Genomic DNA, 15,359 nt, shown 5'->3' on the forward strand with positions numbered 1-15,359 from the left:
CCGGACGCGTCCGCTCTGGGCGTAACGCCCGAGGCCGCCGGCCCCTTCCCGTTCCGCGGTGCGCCGGGCGGCCCCGTCCCGGGTCCCGCCCCGTCCCGGAGGCTTCTTCAGGCGGGGGCGTCGGTGCGCGAGCCGCCGGCCGCGCGACGGGCCGCGGCCGCGCGCATCGCCCGCGCGCTCGTGCGGCGCAGCACCAGGGCCCGGTAGACGTAGTCGAGCCCGGTGACGACGGTGAGCACGAGGGCCACGGCCATGACCCACCACCGGGCGCTGGCCAGCACGCCCTCGAGCGGCAGGATGTAGAGCCCGATCGCGAGCGCCTGCACGACGGTCTTGGCCTTGCCGCCCCGGCTGGCCGCGATCACGCCGTGGCGGATCACCCAGAAGCGCAGCAGGGTCACGCCGATCTCGCGGACCAGGATCGCCAGCGTCACCCACCACGCCAGCAGGGACAGCACCGACAGCCCGATCAACGCGGTGCCGGTGAGCGCCTTGTCGGCGATCGGGTCGGCGAGCTTGCCGAACTCGGTGACCTGGCCCCGGCGCCGGGCGATCATCCCGTCGTAGCGGTCGGTGATGATCGCCAGCCCGAAGAACAGCGTGGCCCAGTAGCGCTGCGCCTCGTCCGTGCCGCCGTCGGTGAGCAGCAGGACGGCGAACACCGGCACCACCGCCAGCCGGAGCACCGTGAGCGCGTTCGGCAGGTTGACCAGCCGCACCGACTGGGGCGGCGTGGCGGCGGGGTCGGCGGACTCGCTCATGGAGTGACCGCGGGGACGAGCGCGGCGGCGACCAGGTCCACGCCCTCCGTGCCGACGACCTCGGCGACCACGAGCCGGCCCGCGACCGCGCCGTCGGGCACGCCGGTCACCGTCGTCGTCCCGTCGGCCTCGGGGTCCTGGTGGGCGGCGTGCCCCAGCCAGGTCCCGGGCCCCTCCTCGGCGGAGAGGTCCTCGGTGAGCAGCACCTCGACCTGCTCGCCGAGGCGGTCCTCGGCGCGCTGGGCGGTCAGCTCCTCGACCAGGTCGGTGATCCGGCGCACGCGGGCGTCGATCTCGGCCTGGTCGAGCTTGCCGGGCATCCCGGCCGCCTCGGTGCCCTCCTCGTCGGAGTAGCCGAACACGCCGACCGCGTCGAGGCGCCCCTCCACCAGGAATCGCTCGAGCTCGGCGACGTCGTCCTCGGTCTCCCCCGGGAACCCGAGGATGACGTTGGTGCGGAAGCCGGCGGTGGGCGCCAGCGCCCGGGCCCGCTCGACGAGCGCCAGGAAGTCGTCGGTGCCACCGAACCGGCGCATGCGGCGCAGCAGCGTCGGCGAGGAGTGCTGGAACGACAGGTCGAAGTACGGGGCGACGCCCTCGGTCGCCGCGATGACCTCCAGCAGACCGGGCCGCAACTCGGCCGGCTGCAGGTAGGCCACCCGCACCCGGGCGATGCCCTCGACCGCGGCCAGCTGCGGCAGCAGCCGCTCCAGGGAGCGCAGGTCGCCGAGGTCCTTGCCGTAGGAGGTCGAGTTCTCGCTGACCAGCACCAGCTCGGTCACGCCCTGGGCGGCCAGCCACTGCGCCTCGCCGAGCACCTCGGCCGGCGGCCGGGAGACGAACGCGCCGCGGAAGGCGGGGATGGCGCAGAACGCGCACCGCCGATCGCAGCCCGAGGCGAGTTTGAGCGCGGCGGAGGGGCCGCCGGCCAGCCGCCGGCGCTGCACCCAGCCGTGGCCGGGGATGACCGGCGCGTCGTCCGAGGTCACCGCGGCGGTGCGCGCCACCGGGCTGATCGGCAGCAGGGTGCGCCGGTCACGCGGGTCGTGCGGCACGAGCGATCGCCCGGAGAGGACGTCGTCGAGCCGGTCGCCGATCGCGGCGTAGTCGTCGAAGCCCAGGACGGTCGCCTCGGGGAGGGCGCCGGCCAGCTCCGAGCCGTACCGCTCGGCCATGCAGCCGACGGCGACGACCGAGGCGCCGGAGTCGGTCGCGGCGAGGATCGCGTCGACCGAGTCCTTCTTGGCCGACTCGATGAAGCCGCAGGTGTTGACCAGGACGGCGTCGGCCTCGTCGGCGTCCTCGACGAGCTCGTAGCCGCCGGCGGCCAGGCGGCCGGCCAGCTCCTCCGAGTCGACCTCGTTGCGGGCGCAGCCGAGGGTCACCACCGCCACCTTGCGGGCGGCGTCGAGCGGAGCTGTCACCGCCCCATCGTAGTCGGCTCGCCGGCCCGTGCCGGGAGACCGCGAGTGACTCGGGACTCGCGGCCTCCCGGCGGGAACCGGCTCAGGCGTCGCCGCCGCCGCGCAGGAGGAACATCACCGACTCGAGCTCGTCGGGCTTGATGAGCACGTCGCGGGCCTTGGAGCCCTCCGACGGCCCGACGATGCCGCGGCTCTCCATGAGGTCCATGAGCCGGCCGGCCTTGGCGAAGCCGACCCGCAGCTTGCGCTGCAGCATCGACGTCGACCCGAACTGGCTGGTGACCACGAGCTCCACCGCCTGGACGAGCAGCTCCAGGTCGCCGCCGATGTCCTCGTCGATCTCCTTCTTCTCGCCACCCGCGGCACTGAAGACCTCTTCCCGGTACTCGGGCTCGGCCTGCCGCTTGGTGAACTCGACGACCGCCTCGATCTCGGCGTCGGAGACGTAGGCCCCCTGGACGCGCATGGGCTTGCCCTGGCCGATCGGCATGAAAAGGGCGTCGCCCATGCCGATCAGCTTCTCCGCGCCGGGCTGGTCGAGGATGACCCGGCTGTCGGTGAGGCTGGACGTGGAGAAGGCCAGGCGCGACGGCACGTTGGCCTTGATCAGGCCGGTGACGACGTCGACCGACGGCCGCTGGGTGGCCAGCACCAGGTGGATGCCGGCCGCACGCGCCTTCTGGGTGATCCGGACGATCGACTCCTCGACGTCGCGCGGGGCGACCATCATGAGGTCGGCGAGCTCGTCGACGATGGCGAGGATGTAGGGGTAGGGCCGGTACACCCGCTCGCTGCCGGGCGGGGCGGTGATCTCGCCCTTCTCGACCTTGCGGTTGAAGTCGTCGACGTGCCGGACGCCGGTGGCCCGCATGTCCTGGTAGCGCTGCTCCATCTCCTCGACCAGCCAGGCCAGCGCGGTGGCGGCCTTCTTGGGGTCGGTGATGATCGGCGTGATCAGGTGCGGGATGCCGTCGTAGGGCGTGAGCTCGACCATCTTCGGGTCGATCAGGATCATCCGCAGCTGGTCGGGGGTGGCCCGCAGCAGCAGCGAGGTCAGCAGCGAGTTGACGCAGCTGGACTTACCGGCACCGGTGGCACCGGCGACCAGCAGGTGCGGCATCTTCGCCAGGTTCGCGCAGACGAAGCCGCCCTCGATGTCCTTGCCCAGGCCGACCAGCATCGGGTGCGGGTCCTGCTTGGCCACCTGCGAGCGCAGCACGTCGCCGAGGCTGACCATCTCGCGGTCGACGTTGGGCACCTCGACGCCGACCGCGGACTTGCCGGGGATCGGTGCCAGGATGCGGATGTTGTCGTTGGCCACCGCGTAGGCCATGTTCTTGGTCAGCGCGGTGATCTTCTCGACCTTGACCGCCGGGCCGAGCTCGATCTCGTACCGGGTGACCGTCGGCCCGCGGGTGAAGCTGGTGACGACGGCGTCGATGTTGAACTGCTCGAGCACCCCCGTGATGGCCTCGATGGCCGCCTCGTTGGCCTTGGAGCCCTTCTTCGGCGGGTCGCCGGCGCGCAGCACGTTGACCGAGGGCAGCGTGTACTGCCCCTCGACCGGCTCGATGCGCAGCTGCTCGGGCTCGGTGATGGGCTCGAGCTCCTCCGGCGGCGCGGTCCGGTCCACGACCGGCGGACGGCGCGTCGGGACCGGCGGGGGCGGCGGCTCGTGCCGCACGGCCTCGGGCGCCTCGTCGAGCGCCGCGTGGTCGATCGCCGGCAGGGTCTCCACCGGGCCGGTGTCCATGAGGTCGTCGGCCAGCGACCGGCGGCGGGAGCGCGGAGCCGGCGCGGGCTCGACGTCCTCCTCGTCGTCCCAGTCCTCGTCGTAGTCCTCGTCGGCCGCCTGGCCGAGCAGCCGGTCGCCGAGCTCGCGCAGCCGCTCGGGGATCTGGTGCACCGGCGTCGCGGTGAGCACCAGCAGGCCGAAGAACGCCAGGAGGACCAGCAGCACGACGGTGACGACGCTGCCGACGCCGGCGACCAGCGGGGTGCCGACGGCCCAGCCGGTCAGCCCCCCGGAGCCCGGCCGGCCCTCGGCGGGGACGGCGCCCTCGCCGACGACCTGCGCGATGCCCAGCACCGACGCGACCGCGCACAGCCAGCCGATCGCCAGCCGGCCACGGGCCTCGGGGCGGGGGCCGCGACGCAGCAGCCGGAGGGCGGCCAGGAGCAGCAGCACCGGCAGGACGACGACCAGCGAGCCGACGACCCACCGCACGCCGTCGGCCAGCGCGGCGCCGACCGGGCCGATGCCGTTGGTCCAGGCCGCGGCGCCGAGGACGACCGCGAGGCCGAGCACGGCCAGCCCGACACCGTCGCGGCGGTGCTCGGGTGCGAGCGGCTCGGCCTCCTCCGGCCGGGCCACGGAGCGGGCCAGCCCGCCGGCCCCGCGGGCCAGCAGGGACCAGCCACCGCTGATGACGCCCCACAGACCGGGGCCGGAGTTCTTCGGCGCGGGCTTCCGGGCGGCGGGCTTGCGGCCACCGGAGGCGGGCCGCTTCGCGGGCGGGCGCTTCCGGGACGCCGTCGAGCCCGAACCGGAGCGTCCGCGCGCCGGCGACTTACCCGACGAGCGGGTCGTCGTCGTGCGAGCAGGCATGCGTCAGACCGTAATCGCCGCAGGTGCGCGCCGACGGCAGGCGACGCTTCGTGTCCGCCACCTACGGTCAGGGCATGCCGACCCCTCCCCCGCTCCCCCACGGCAGCTGGCCCACGCCGATCACCTCCGAACTCGTGGTCCGCGCGGCCGCCCGCCTCGGCGAGGTGGCCGTCGACGGCACCGACGTGTGGTGGTCGGAGTCACGGCCGGGCGAGGGGGGCCGCTCGGCCGTGGTCCGCCGGTCCGCGGACGGCGCCGTCGAGGACGCCCTGCCGCCGCCGTGGAACGCCCGGACGCGGGTGCACGAGTACGGCGGCGGCGCGTGGACCGTCGCCGGGGGCACCGTGTGGTTCACCGGGTTCGCCGACCAGCGGCTGTACCGGCTCGACGCCGGAGCGGGCGAGCCGGTCGCGGTCACGCCGGAGCCCGACCTGCCGGCGGGGGTCCGCTACGCCGACCTGACGCCGACGCGGGGCGGCGCGCTGCTCGCCGTCCGGGAGACGCACACGGCCGGCGGTGCGGCGGCCGACGTGGTCAACGAGATCGTCCGGATCGGGCCGGAGGGGACCGAGGAGGTCCTCGTGAGCGGGCCGGACTTCGTCTCCGACCCGCGCCCCTCCCCCGACGCCCGGTCCCTCGCCTGGCTGCAGTGGGAGCACCCGGACATGCCCTGGGACGCCGCCCGGCTCGTCGTCCGCACCGACGACGGCACCGAGACCGTCGTCGCGGGCGGGCGTCGGGCCGGCGGGACCGCGGAGTCCGTCGTCCAGCCGACGTGGGCCGCCGACGGCAGCCTGTGGTTCTGCCTGGACCGCACCGACGTGTGGGCGCTGTACCGCTGGCGGCCGGGTGGGGACGTCGACCTCGTGCTCGACCTCGGCGCGGACATCGCCGGGCCGCAGTGGGTGTTCGGGGCCCGCCGCTTCGCGCTGCTGCCCGACGGCCGCGTCGTCCTGGCCGTCGCGCGGGAGGGTGCCGACCGGCTCGCCGTCCGGGAGACCGACGGCACGGTGCGCGAGCTCGACGTCCCGTACGCGGCGTTCCGGTACGTGACCGCGGCCGACGGCGCGGTGGTGTGCGTGGCCGGGGGCCCGGCCAGCGAGCCGGTGGTGCTGCGGGTTCCGGTGGACGGCGGTGCGGCCGAGGTGCTGCGACCGGCCCGCGACCTCGGCCTGGACCCGGCGTGGTTCGCCCGGCCCGAGCACCTGACCTTCCCGACGCCGGACGACGGCACCGGCATCGAGGCCGCGCACGCGCTGGTCTACCCGCCGACCAACCCCGAGGCGTCCGCGCCGGAGGGGTCGCTGCCGCCGCTGCTGGTCGTCGTCCACGGCGGGCCGACGGCAGCGGCGACGCCGGTGCTCGACCTGGGCGTGCAGTACTGGACCTCGCGCGGGTTCTGCGTCGCCGACGTCGACTACCGCGGGTCGGCCGGCTACGGGCGCCGCTACCGCGAGGCGCTGCGGGGCAACTGGGGCGTGGTCGACCTCGACGACGTCGTCGCCTGTGCCACGTTCCTGGCCGACAGCGGCCGGGTCGACCCCGCTCGGATGGCCATCCGCGGCGGCTCGGCGGGCGGGTACACCACGCTGGCGGCGCTGTGCCTGCGGCCGGGGGTGTTCACCGCGGGGGCCAGCCACTTCGGCGTCGCCGACCTCGCCGCGCTCGCCGCGGACACCCACAAGTTCGAGTCCCGCTACCTCGACGGGCTGGTGGCCCCGTGGCCGGAGGGCGCCGAGGTCTACGCGCAGCGGTCACCGATCAGCCACGTGGCCGCCTTCGACACGCCGCTGGCGGTCTTCCAGGGCGAGGAGGACCGCGTGGTGCCGCCGGAGCAGGCCGAGGCGATCGTGACGGCGCTGCGCGAGAAGGGCGTGCCGCACGCCTACCTGCTGTTCCCCGGCGAGCAGCACGGGTTCCGGAGGGCCGAGAACATCCGCGCCGCGCTGGACGGCGAGCTGTCGTTCTACGCCCAGGTGTGGGGCTTCGACCTCCCCGCCGACGAGGGCATCACGCCCATCCCGGTTTCCGGAGGCTGAGGCGGCCCCGCTGCAGGGTCCCGCGCCGAGCGTGCGAGGCGTGGGGGGCAGCGGGGTCCTCTCTCAGACCTCGAGGACGGTGGGGATGATCATCGGCCGGCGGCGGTGGGTGTCCGACACCCACTTGCCGATGGTCCGGCGGATCACCTGGGAGAGCCGGTGCGGATCGGTCTCCCCGTCGGCCAGGGTGCGCCGCAGCGCCTCCTCGACCAGCTGCAGGGCCGGGTCGAAGACGGTGGGGTCGTCGGCGAAGCCGCGAGCCGAGAGGTGCACCGGCCGCACGATCGTGCCGGTCGAGGGCTCGATGACGACGGTGAGCGCCACGAACCCCTCGTCGCCGAGGATGCGCCGCTCCTGCAGCGACTCCTCCCCCACGTCGCCGACGTTGAGCCCGTCGACGTAGACGTCCCCGACCGGGACGCTGCCCACGATCGCGGCCTTGCCGTCGACCAGGTCGACGACGACGCCGTTCTCGGCCAGGAGCACCCGGTCGGCGCTCATCCCGGTCTCCTCCGCGAGCGCGGCGTGCGCCCGCAGGTGCCGCCACTCACCGTGCACCGGCATGAGGTGGCGCGGCTTGGCGACGTTGAGCAGCGTGCGCAGCTCCCCGGCGGGCGCGTGCCCGGAGACGTGCACCCGCGCGGTCTCCTTGTGCACGACCGTGGCGCCGAGGCGGGCCAGGCCGTTGATGACCTTGTAGACGGCGGTCTCGTTGCCGGGCACCAGGGACGAGGCGAGGACGACGGTGTCGCCGGCCTCGATGGTGACCTGGTGGTGGTCGCCGCGCGCCATGCGGCCGAGCGCGGACAGCGGCTCCCCCTGCGAGCCGGTGCAGACCAGGACCACCTGGTCCGGCGGCATGGCGGCGGCCTCGTCGAGGGAGACCATCAGCCCCGGCGCGACCCGCAGCAGGCCGAGGTCCCGGGCCACGCCCATGTTGCGGACCATCGACCGGCCGACGAACGTGACCTTCCGGCGGTGGGTCTCGGCGCAGTCGAGGACCTGCTGGATCCGGTGCACGTGACTGGCGAAGCTGGAGACGATCAGCCGCTGGGTCGCCCGCGCGAAGACGTCGTCCAGCACCGGGCCGATCGACCGCTCGGAGGTGACGAAGCCGGGGATCTCGGCGTTGGTCGAGTCGGCCAGCAGCAGGTCGATGCCCTCGACGCCGAGCCGGGCGAACGCGCCCAGGTCGGTGAGGACGCCGTCGAGCGGCAACTGGTCCATCTTGAAGTCCCCGGTGTGCACCAGCGTCCCGGCCGGCGTGTGCACGGCGACCGCCAGCGCGTCGGGGATCGAGTGGTTGACCGCGATGAACTCGCAGTGGAAGGGCCCGGCGACGTGGTCGTCGCCCGCGGCCACCTCCACCAGCGTCGGGACGATGCGGTGCTCGCGCAGCTTGGCCGCCACCAGGGCGAGGGTGAACCGCGAGCCGACCAGCGGGATGTCGCCGCGCAGCCGGAGCAGGTACGGGATCGCGCCGATGTGGTCCTCGTGCCCGTGGGTGAGGACGACGGCGGCGATGTCGCCCAGCCGGTGCTCGATGACCCCGAAGTCGGGGAGGATCAGGTCGACGCCGGGCTGCTCGGCCTCCGGGAACAGGACCCCGCAGTCGACGACCAGCAGGGCCCCGTCGTACTCCAGCACGGCCATGTTGCGGCCGATCTCGCCGAGCCCGCCCAGCGCCATCACCCGCAGGCCGCCGGAGGGCAGCGGGGGCGGGGCCTGGAGGTCGAGGTGCGGTTGGCTGATCGGGGCGCTGGACGCCGCGCTCACAGGGCCACCCCACCCGCCGTCAGGTCGGCGCGGAGGCGCTCGACCTGCTCGGGGGTGGCGTCGACGAGCGGCGGGCGCACCGGCCCGGCGGGCAGGCCGAGCGCGTTGAGGGCCGCCTTGACCAGGATGGCGCCCTGGGTGCGGAAGACCCCGGTGTAGACCGGCAGGAGGCTCTCGTTGACCGCGCGGGCCTTGACCAGGTCACCGGACTCGACCGCCGCGATCAGCTCGGCCAGCCGGGGGCCGACCAGGTGGCCGACGACGCTCACCACGCCGACCGCGCCGATCGCCAGCAGCGGCAGGTTCAGCATGTCCTCGCCGCTGTAGTAGGCCAGGTCGGTGCGGGCGAGGGTCCAGGCCACCGAGCCGAGGTCGCCCTTGGCGTCCTTGACCGCGACGATCCGCGGGTGCTCCGCCGCCCGGACCAGCGTCTCCACCTCGATGGGGACGACGGTGCGCGGCGGGATGTCGTAGAGCATCACCGGCAGGTCGGTGGAGTCGGCGACGGCGGTGAAGTGCCGCAGCAGGCCGGCCTGCGGGGGCTTGTTGTAGTACGGCGTCACGACCATGAGGCCGTGCGCGCCGAGCCGCTCGGCGTCGCGGGCCTTCTCGATGGAGTGGGCGGTGTCGTTGGTCCCCACGCCGGCGACGACGGTCGCCCGGTCGCCCACCGCGTCCAGGACCGCCTCGAGGACGGCGCGCTGCTCGGCGTCGCTGAGCGTCGGCGACTCCCCCGTCGTCCCGCAGACCACGAGCCCGTCGTGGGCCCCGCGGTCGACCAGGTGGGCAGCCAGTTCCTGGGCGCCGGCGAGGTCGATCGAGCCGTCCTCGGCCAGCGGGGTGACCATCGCCGTCAGGACGCGCCCGAAGGGCCGAGCGGGGTCGCTGGTCATGGGGTGAATCTACCGATCGAGCACGGCTGCGTTCCGCGCCACCGCGCCGGGGCCGGTGCCGCGCCGGAACTCCGACACCGCGTACCGCAGGCCGGTCGTGGACGTCGACCAGCCCTCCGCGGGGTCGCGGGCGACCCGGCACCACTCCGGCCCCGGGACCGGCGCCCACGTGTCGCCGTCCACCCGCGTGTCGACGTCGGTGACCACCAGCCGGTCGGCGTGCGGCAGGAAGGCCGCGTAGACCCGGCCCCCGCCGATGACCCACAGGTCCGTGCTGTCGCCGAGGACCTCCTCGACCGAGCCGGCGCGGTGCGCGCCGTCGGCCGACCAGGACGGGTCGGTGGTGAGGACGACGTTGGTGCGCCCCGGCAGCGGGCGGAACCGGTCGGGCAGCGACTCCCAGGTGCGCCGGCCCATGACCACCGTCGAGCCGGTGGTGAGCGCGCGGAAGAGCTTCAGGTCCTCGGGCAGGTGCCACGGCAGCGCGCCGTCGGAGCCGATGACCCCGCCGTGGGCCTGCGCCCAGATGAGGCTGACACGGCGCTGCCCCTCTGGTGACCTCGCGCGCTCGGTGCCCTGCCTCTCTGGTGACCTCGCACGCTCGGTGCCCTGCCCCTCTGGTGACCTCGCACGCTCGGTCACACGGCCACCGGGGCCTTGATGGCCGGGTGGTGCCGGTAGTCGTGCACGGTGAAGTGCTCGAAGGTGTAGTCGAACAGCGAGGGCGCGGGGGCGAGCTCGAGTGTCGGGAAGGGCAGCACCTCGCGGGAGAGCTGCTCGGTCACCTGCTCGACGTGGTTGCTGTACACGTGGCAGTCCCCGCCGACCCAGATGAAGTCCCCCGGGGCGAGCCCGACCTGGGCGGCGACCATGCGGGTCAGCAGCGCGTAGCTGGCGATGTTGAACGGGACGCCGAGGAAGAGGTCGGCGCTGCGCTGGTAGAGCTGGCAGGACAGCCGGCCGTCGGCGACGTGGAACTGGAACAGCGCGTGACACGGGGCCAGGGCCATCTCCGGGATCGCGGCGACGTTCCAGGCCGAGACGATCATCCGGCGGGAGTCCGGGTCGGCGCGCAGGGTGTCCAGCACGCCGGCGATCTGGTCGACGTGCCCGCCGTCCGGCGTCGGCCACGACCGCCACTGGACGCCGTAGACCGGCCCGAGCTCCCCCTCGGGGGAGGCCCACTCGTCCCAGATGGTGACGCCCTTGTCCCGCAGCCAGCCGACGTTGGAGTCGCCGCGCAGGAACCACAGCAGCTCGTAGGCGACCGACTTGAAGTGGACGCGCTTGGTGGTGACCAGCGGGAAGCGCTCGGACAGGTCGTACCGCAGCCGCTCGCCGAACAGGCTCACGGTGCCGGTACCGGTGCGGTCCTGCTTGGGGGTGCCCCGCTCGAGCACCCGGCGGAGCAGGTCCTCGTACTGGGTGTCGATCGGGCCGTCGGTCGCGCTTGCCACGGGCCCGAGGGTACGGCCGTGGTCCGGGCTCGTCGGCGAGGCGCGGGTGTGACACCACGACCCCTTGCGGTGGTGCCACACGTGGCGTCACCATGACGCCATGGCGATGCTGGACCTCACCCCCCACGTCCGGGCGCTGCGCGAGTCGCTCGAGGCGGTGGCCGCGGTGGGCACGCCCGAGGCCCGGGAGACCGCACGGCTGCTGGCCGCCGGGATGGAGCCCGCGGTCCGGATGGTGCTGCTCGACGCCCTGTCGGCGCTGGCGGCGGAGGTCACCGCGGCCTGGGACGGCGGCCTGGTCGACGTGCGCGTCCGCGGTGGGGACCCCGAGGTGGTCGTCGTCCCCGACGCGCCGACCCCGGCCGTCGACGACGAGCCGCCCGCCGTCGACGAGGAGGCCGAGGGCGGGGTGGCGCGGATCAGCCTGCGCCTCCCCGAGCCGCTCAAGGTCCGCGCCGAGCAGGCCGCCGCCGCCCGCCACACGTCGCTCAACACCTGGCTGGTGCGGGCGGTTGCGGCGGCCCTGCACACCCCCGGGTCCGCGCCGTCCGGGCGCGGGCCACGCCGGCTCTCCGGGTTCGCCCGGAGCTGACCCCTGGAGGTCCCCGTGACCGTGCGCAGTCTGACCCGCCCCGCCGGCGGTCCCCCGCCGGTCGTCGACGTCCGCAACCCGGCCGGCTCGGTCACCGTGACCGCGGCCGAGGGGGCGGCCGAGCTGTCGGTCGAGGTCGAGGCCCTCGACGAGGCCGCCGAGCACCTGCTCGACCGGGTCGGGATCGACGTCGCCGAGGGGCCGCCGCTGCGGCTGCGGGTCGCCGTCCCCGAACGGCGACTGTTCGGCGCGCCGGCCTTCGCCGTGCGGGTGGGCACACCGGCCGGCGCCACGGTCCGCGTGCGGGCAGGCTCGGCGGACTGCGACCTGCGCGGTCCGCTGGGGCCGGTGGTGGTCGCCTCGGCCAGCGGGGAGTGCGCCGTCGAGGAGTGCACCGAGCTGCAGGTCCGCAACGCGAGCGGCGACGTCCGGGTGGGCACGGTCCACGGGGCGGCCACCCTCGGGACGGCGTCCGGGGGTGTGCGGGTCGGGTCCGCGGGCGGTGCCGTCGAGGTCCGCACCGCGTCGGGGGACGTCGACCTCGGCTCGGCCGGCGGGGACACCTCGGTGCGGTCGGCGTCCGGGGACGTGTCCGTCGCCGGCACCGCCGGCGGGGACGTGCGCCTCACCACCGTGTCCGGCGACGCGACGGTCGGCGTCCTCCCCGGGCGGCGGGTGTGGCTGGACCTGTCCAGCGTCTCCGGGCGCCTGGCCTCCGACCTCGACGACGACGGCGCGGGTGACGGGCCGGCCGAGCTCACCGTGGCCGTGCGCACCGTCTCCGGCGACGTGCGCGTCCGGCGCACCGCTCCCGCGGCCTGAGCTCAGCGCAGGGCGACGGCGAGGTCCGCGGCGAGGTCCCCGCGGTCGGCGACGACGACGGCGTCGAGCTCCAGCCAGCCGGCCATGAGCGTGAGCTCGGCGGCGAGCGCTGCGGCGACCTCGGCGCGGTCGACCCCGTCCTCGGCGAAGGCCGACTGCACCCGCAGCAGGCCCGCCTGGCGGTCGGCCTTGAGGTCCACCCGGGCGACGAGCCGGTCGCCGAGCAGGAACGGCAGGACGTAGTAGCCGTGCACCCGCTTGGCGGCCGGCGTGTAGATCTCCAGGCGGTAGCGGAAGCCGAAGATGCGCTCGACCCGCGGCCGCTCCCACACCAGCGAGTCGAAGGGGCTGAGCAGCGCCCGGGCCCGGATCCAGCGGGGACGGCGCGCCTCGGGGTGCAGCCAGGCCGGCGCACCCCACCCGGCCACCTCGACCGGCAGCAGCTCACCGGCGTCGGTGAGCTCGGCGATCGCGGCCCGGGTGGGGCCCGGCCTGAGCCGGAAGTAGTCGCGCAGGTCCCGCTCGGTGGCCACCCCGAGGGCACGCGCGGCGGTGCGCACCAGCTCCCGCACCGCCGCGGCCGGCTCGGGGGTGGGCGTCCCCAGCACGGTGGCGGGAAGCACCCGCTCGGCCAGGTCGTAGACCCGTTCGAAGGCCGTGGTGCGGCCGCGCGTGGTGAGGACGCCGGTGTAGAAGAGCCACTCGAGAGCGACCTTGCCCGCGTGCCAGTTCCACATGCTGCCCGGACGGTCGGGCCGCGGTTCGGCGAGGTCGCTGGCCTTGAGCGGGCCGCCCTCCCGCACCCGGTCGAGCACCTCGGCGACGAAGCCGGGGCGCTCCCGCTGGATGCGCACCATGGACCCCCACGCGTGCTCCTCGGCGGCCGCCATGCGCCACCGCAGGTACGGGTGCAGCCGCACGGGCAGGAAGGACGCCTCGTGCGCCCAGTACTCGAACAACGCCCGGCGCCGGCCGGCCAGCTCGTCGATGGCGGCGCGCGGGTACGGCCCGAACCGGCTGAACCCGGGCAGGTAGTGCGCCCGGGAGAGCACGTTGACCGAGTCGATCTGCACGACGGCCAGCCGCTCGGTCATCCGGCGCAGGTGCCGGCCGTCGACGACCCCGGCCGGCCGGGGATCGGCGAACCCCTGGGCGGCAAGGGCGATGCGGCGGGCGAGCGGTGCCGGCAGCCGGTCGACGACGGGGTGGCCCACAGCGGGCGATCCTGCCTGGTGGGTCCGACAACCGCCGCGCGGACCTACGCTGCCCGGCGTGGACCCGACCTCGCCGTTCCCTCGCCTGACCGGCAACGCCGAGGTGTCGGTGCGCCCCGCCCGGGCGGCGGACGCCGCGGACATCGCCCGGGTGCAGGCGGTCACCTGGCGGACGGCCTACCGGTCCGCGCTCCCGGCCGACGTCCTCGACACCTGGGACGAGGAGGCCGCGGCGGCCGCGTGGCGCTCGGCCGTGCTGAGGCCACCGACACCCGCCCACGGCGTGTTGGTGGCGGTCGAGCGCGAGGTCGTCGTCGGTTTCGCGGCCTACGGACCGCCGGAGGCGGTCGACGTGGAGGGCGCCGGCAGCGGCCCGACGACCGAGGTCGCCACGCTCCTCGTGGAGCCACGGTGGGGACGGCGCGGACACGGCAGCCGCCTGCTGGCCGCGGTGGCCGACCTCGCCCGGACCTCGGGCGCGCTGCGCCTGCAGACCTGGCTCGCGGAACAGGACCGGGTGTCGGCGGACTTCTTCGAGTCGGCCGGCTGGGCGCCGGACGGGTGGGTGCGCACCCTCGACACCGGCGGCGCACCCCTGCGGGAACGGCGCTGGCACGCGCTGCTGGACGAGACGGACAGGGACCGATGACGTTCGAGGGGTTCCCCGACGAGGGGCTGGTCTTCTACGAGGGCCTGGAGGCCGACAACAGCAAGACCTACTGGACCCGCCACCGCGCGGTCTACGACGGCTGCGTGCGCGCCCCGGTGCAGGCCCTGGTGGACGAACTGGCCCCGGAGTTCGGCACGGCAAAGGTGTTCCGCCCCTACCGGGACGTCCGGTTCAGCCACGACAAGACGCCGTACAAGACGCACCAGGGCGCCGTGGTCAACCCCGAGGGGCGCGGCGCCGGCGCCTGGTACGTCCAGGTCTCCGCCGACGGCCTGATGGTCGCCGGCGGCTGCTGGCGGCTGGAGTCCGACCAGGTCGCCCGGTACCGCCGCGCCGTGGCCGACGACCTCCAGGGGACGCGCCTGCGCGCCGAGGTCGACCGCCTGGCCGGCGCCGGCTGGGACATCGAGGGCGAGCGGCTCACGCGCGTGCCCTCCGGCTTCTCGCCGGACGGCGACCGCACCGACCTGCTGCGGCACAAGTCCCTGCACGCCGCGCGCCGCTGGGAACCCGCGGACTGGCTGCACGACCGCCGGGCCCTCGACGAGGTCCGGACGGCGTGGCGCGACCTCGTCGCCCTCAACGCGTGGTTCGCCGACAACGTCGGGGCGACGACCAAGGAACCGCGCGCCCGACGCTGAGCCGTGCGCCGGCCCCGCTGCGTCCGCGGACCCGGCCGCCACCACGGCAGGACGCACAAATGCCGAAGGGGCCCCAGCGGTTGCTGGGGCCCCTTCGGGAATGGTTGTCCGGCGGCGTCCTACTCTCCCACCCCGTCTCCAGGGCAGTACCATCGGCGCTGAGAGGCTTAGCTTCCGGGTTCGGAATGGATCCGGGCGTTTCCCTCTCGCCATGGCCGCCGTAACGCTGTGAACTTCTCCACCTGCCGCTCCCCGCGGGGGGTGGTGGGGCGTTCAGAACCGCACAGTGGACGCGACAAGTCTTTCGTTTCTTTGTGGTGCTGCGACCCGTGAGTGTGTCAAGGGGGTCGTGATAGGTGTGTGGTCAAGCCCTCGGCCTGTTAGTACCGGTCAGCTGCACGCCTTGCGGCGCTTCCACCTCCGGCCTATCAACCCGCTGGTCTGGGCGGGGGCCTTACCCGG

13 protein-coding genes and 2 rRNA genes are annotated in these 15,359 nt (G+C 74.8%); 5 read left to right on the forward strand and 10 right to left on the reverse strand.

All coding sequences use genetic code 11. From position 1 onward, the window contains the following. Window positions 1-107: 107 nt before the first annotated feature. From pgsA to ACI79D_RS07955, 3 genes are all read right to left on the reverse strand, one after another. Complete coding sequence (gene pgsA / locus ACI79D_RS07945; RefSeq protein WP_456917804.1) at window positions 108-761, reverse strand: CDP-diacylglycerol--glycerol-3-phosphate 3-phosphatidyltransferase; 654 nt, start codon at window positions 759-761, stop codon at window positions 108-110. Continuing rightward, window positions 758-2,185: a 30S ribosomal protein S12 methylthiotransferase RimO gene (gene rimO, locus ACI79D_RS07950; RefSeq protein ID WP_456917806.1), complete on the reverse strand. Its 1,428-nt coding sequence runs from the start codon at window positions 2,183-2,185 to the stop codon at window positions 758-760. Before rimO ends, pgsA begins: the two co-directional genes overlap by 4 nt. Before the next feature lie 82 nt (window positions 2,186-2,267). Next, window positions 2,268-4,793: a DNA translocase FtsK gene (locus tag ACI79D_RS07955; protein ID WP_456917808.1), complete on the reverse strand. Its 2,526-nt coding sequence runs from the start codon at window positions 4,791-4,793 to the stop codon at window positions 2,268-2,270. 74 nt (window positions 4,794-4,867) lie between these two features. Here ACI79D_RS07955 and ACI79D_RS07960 point away from each other — a divergent pair, with 74 nt between their 5' ends. Then, window positions 4,868-6,832: a prolyl oligopeptidase family serine peptidase gene (locus ACI79D_RS07960; protein WP_456917810.1), complete on the forward strand. Its 1,965-nt coding sequence runs from the start codon at window positions 4,868-4,870 to the stop codon at window positions 6,830-6,832. A gap of 63 nt (window positions 6,833-6,895) precedes the next feature. Here the strand turns inward: ACI79D_RS07960 and ACI79D_RS07965 are convergent, their stop codons facing one another. Genes ACI79D_RS07965 through ACI79D_RS07980 form a run of 4 tightly spaced genes read right to left on the reverse strand, consistent with a single transcriptional unit; the run spans window position 6,896 to window position 10,958 of the window. Next, entirely contained in the window at window positions 6,896-8,608 is a 1,713-nt protein-coding gene (locus ACI79D_RS07965; RefSeq protein ID WP_456917812.1) for a ribonuclease J, read from the reverse strand. Then, complete coding sequence (dapA, locus tag ACI79D_RS07970) at window positions 8,605-9,501, reverse strand: 4-hydroxy-tetrahydrodipicolinate synthase (RefSeq protein ID WP_456917814.1); 897 nt, start codon at window positions 9,499-9,501, stop codon at window positions 8,605-8,607. Before dapA ends, ACI79D_RS07965 begins: the two co-directional genes overlap by 4 nt. A 9-nt stretch (window positions 9,502-9,510) precedes the next feature. After that, window positions 9,511-10,143, reverse strand: coding sequence for a dihydrofolate reductase (locus tag ACI79D_RS07975; protein WP_456917815.1), 633 nt, complete (start codon window positions 10,141-10,143; stop codon window positions 9,511-9,513). Continuing rightward, window positions 10,140-10,958, reverse strand: coding sequence for a thymidylate synthase (locus ACI79D_RS07980; protein WP_456917817.1), 819 nt, complete (start codon window positions 10,956-10,958; stop codon window positions 10,140-10,142). The genes ACI79D_RS07975 and ACI79D_RS07980 overlap by 4 nt, the downstream gene beginning before the upstream one ends. A 100-nt stretch (window positions 10,959-11,058) precedes the next feature. On the opposite strand from ACI79D_RS07980, the gene ACI79D_RS07985 reads away from it, so the two are divergent. Next, window positions 11,059-11,550, forward strand: coding sequence for a hypothetical protein (locus tag ACI79D_RS07985; protein WP_456917819.1), 492 nt, complete (start codon window positions 11,059-11,061; stop codon window positions 11,548-11,550). A gap of 15 nt (window positions 11,551-11,565) precedes the next feature. Then, a complete protein-coding gene (locus ACI79D_RS07990) occupies window positions 11,566-12,372 on the forward strand; it encodes a DUF4097 family beta strand repeat-containing protein (RefSeq protein ID WP_456917820.1) in 807 nt (268 codons plus the stop codon). A 2-nt stretch (window positions 12,373-12,374) separates the two neighbouring features. Here ACI79D_RS07990 and ACI79D_RS07995 read toward each other — a convergent pair whose 3' ends face one another. Then, window positions 12,375-13,586, reverse strand: coding sequence for a winged helix-turn-helix domain-containing protein (locus ACI79D_RS07995; RefSeq protein ID WP_456917822.1), 1,212 nt, complete (start codon window positions 13,584-13,586; stop codon window positions 12,375-12,377). Between the two features lie 58 nt (window positions 13,587-13,644). On the opposite strand from ACI79D_RS07995, the gene ACI79D_RS08000 reads away from it, so the two are divergent. After that, window positions 13,645-14,235 (forward strand): N-acetyltransferase family protein, encoded by a 591-nt coding sequence (locus tag ACI79D_RS08000; RefSeq protein WP_456917823.1) that lies wholly within the window; start codon window positions 13,645-13,647, stop codon window positions 14,233-14,235. Next, window positions 14,232-14,897, forward strand: a complete 666-nt coding sequence (locus tag ACI79D_RS08005) for a DUF2461 domain-containing protein (RefSeq protein ID WP_456917825.1) — start codon at window positions 14,232-14,234, stop codon at window positions 14,895-14,897. The genes ACI79D_RS08000 and ACI79D_RS08005 overlap by 4 nt, the downstream gene beginning before the upstream one ends. A gap of 106 nt (window positions 14,898-15,003) precedes the next feature. On the opposite strand, the gene rrf is transcribed toward ACI79D_RS08005, so the two are convergent. Both rrf and ACI79D_RS08015 read right to left on the reverse strand, forming a co-directional pair. Next, window positions 15,004-15,120, reverse strand: a 5S ribosomal RNA gene (gene rrf / locus ACI79D_RS08010). Window positions 15,121-15,257: 137 nt separating this feature from the next. Beyond that, a 23S ribosomal RNA gene (locus ACI79D_RS08015) occupies window positions 15,258-15,359 on the reverse strand; the annotation flags it as partial.

The organism is Geodermatophilus sp. SYSU D00708, assembly GCF_054050115.1.